General features: G+C 38.1%; 2 protein-coding genes. Both read right to left on the bottom strand.

All coding sequences use genetic code 11. The features are described from left to right. Window positions 1-185: 185 nt before the first annotated feature. A complete protein-coding gene (lplA, locus tag EDD57_RS14195; RefSeq protein WP_131850068.1) occupies window positions 186-1,178 on the bottom strand; it encodes a lipoate--protein ligase in 993 nt (330 codons plus the stop codon). Window positions 1,179-1,379: 201 nt separating this feature from the next. Next, window positions 1,380-1,547, bottom strand: coding sequence for an alpha-helical endospore appendage domain-containing protein (locus EDD57_RS14570; RefSeq protein ID WP_165873858.1), 168 nt, complete (start codon window positions 1,545-1,547; stop codon window positions 1,380-1,382). Window positions 1,548-1,668 lie beyond the last annotated feature (121 nt).

Genomic DNA, 1,668 nt, shown 5'->3' with positions numbered 1-1,668 from the left:
AAGCTATCCCTCCATGTAGTCGATTCTATATAATTAGAATTCGACAAAAAAGACCGCAAACCTTGTCTATAAAATAGACTTTGTCTGCGGTCTGACGCTTCCAGATTGCCGTCTGGAAGCGTCAAAAAGTCTATTCCTCAAAATAAATACCGATTTCACCAAATGAAGCCTTGCTCTCGGCCTCCCTAATATAAAAAATCAAGAAACTCTTCCTTCGCTAGGTTCCCAAAGTAATACGAAATATCTACATCACACAGCGCTTCCTCCAGCGAATGACGATCATAACGAATACCGACTAGCTTCTTCTCTAGATCCGAAACATCTCCCACACCAAAGAAATCACCGTAGATCTTACAACTCTCGATCATTGATTTCTCCCCTATTTGTAGGCGAACATCGATTGAACCAATCGGGAAGCGTTTGGAATGTTGGACATTAAATACTGGGGACTCGCCAAAATTCCAATCCCAATTTTGATAACGTTCACAAGATATCTCATTAATTTTCGCCCAATCCTGTTCAGTCAACTTATACTCTGGAATCGGATTCTGCCCTGCAAAGATCGACTCTAATAATCGCTGACGGAATTCTTCAATCGTCATCGATTCAGCTAGATAGTCACGAATATTGGCCACACGACTACGAACCGATTTAATCCCTTTGGATTGGATTTTCTCTTGCTTTACTTGTAGTGCATGAACCAATGGCTCGATATTTACTTGAAACATCAATGTACCGTGGCTAAACATCCTACCCCGTGTTGAAAACTGTGCATTACCTGATATTTTTTTATCATCGACTAATAAATCGTTTCTACCTGATAAAGTAGCTTGTACTCCCATCTGCTGAAGAGCTTGTACGACTGGTTCAGTAAATTTTCTAAAGTTGGCGAAGCTTTTTCCATCATCTTTTGTGATAAAACTAAAGTTTAAATTCCCGAAATCATGATACACAGCCCCTCCACCTGAAAGGCGTCGCACTACATGAATATCGCGATCTCTCACATAATCCACATGAATTTCTTCCACTGTATTTTGATGTTTTCCAATAATAATCGATGGTTCGTTTATATAAAACAATAGATAGGAGTCAGTCAGATCCAAATGTTTTAATGCATACTCCTCAATCGCTAAATTCACTCTTGGGTCATAGATCCCTTGGTTGTCAATAAATAACAATGTAATCCTCCTTAAGTTCAATCCATATTCCTTCAAAAAACGATAGACTCACTTATTTTACATCTAGAAATAGCTAGAAACAAATGATCTTTCGTTTCGTCACTTAGATGGTTTCGAGTCATCTCTTCTATCCTCTATAGATGAAAAAGATGCCTCCAGACCAAGGTCTAGAAGCATCACGAATATCAGCATCAAGTAAATCTATTTATGCAATGTTCCTAGAACGTATTGAAGCTTTTCACCTTCTGCATACAAAATATGGCTAAGACTAAGCTCTTCAAGAGCGATGGAGGCTAGTAAAAGATTAATTGAATCATCTCGAGTAATGGTTATGTTAGGTGTAATATTAGGAATATTATCTTGTGACATATTCTACCTCCTTCTTTCCATAGATTATTAGGGTGTGTCTTAAAACTATTTTCTATCTCACTGAGCCAGTCTAAAAATGGAAGCCAGATATACAAACGCCAAAAAAGAGGTGGCTAACTTG

The sequence above is a fragment of the Baia soyae genome (genome assembly GCF_004341445.1).
GTDB lineage: Bacteria > Bacillota > Bacilli > Thermoactinomycetales > Thermoactinomycetaceae > Baia > Baia soyae.
The sequence above is the reverse complement of the archived record's forward strand: the minus strand, read 5'-3'. Positions and strand labels throughout refer to the sequence as shown.